General features: G+C 69.5%; 1 pseudogene. It reads left to right on the top strand.

Annotation, left to right across the window (positions count from 1 at the left end):
• Positions 1-266: pseudogene (locus WDW90_RS39735) on the top strand (hypothetical protein); the annotation flags it as partial.

Here is a 266-nt window from a genome sequence, read left to right as displayed (position 1 = left end):
CAAGATGTTCGTCTTCACGGCGTCCGCGCTGCAGGCGGTCGCGGCGTTGCTGCTTGCCCTCGTGCCCGACCTTGGCGTCGCCATGGTCGCAGCCGGGCTGCTCGGGCTCGGCTACGGATGCTTCCTCTCGGTCGACCAGGCGCTTGCGACCCAGGTGCTCCCCGCCGCCCAGAACCGCGGAAAGGATCTCGGCATCATGAACATCGCCACCGCGGTTCCCCAGGCGCTCGCGCCGCTGCTCGGGGCGTTCATCGTCGCTGTGCTCG

The organism is Methylobacterium nigriterrae, assembly GCF_037106235.1.
Taxonomy (GTDB): domain Bacteria; phylum Pseudomonadota; class Alphaproteobacteria; order Rhizobiales; family Beijerinckiaceae; genus Methylobacterium; species Methylobacterium nigriterrae.
This window is presented reverse-complemented; position numbering and strand designations above follow the sequence as displayed.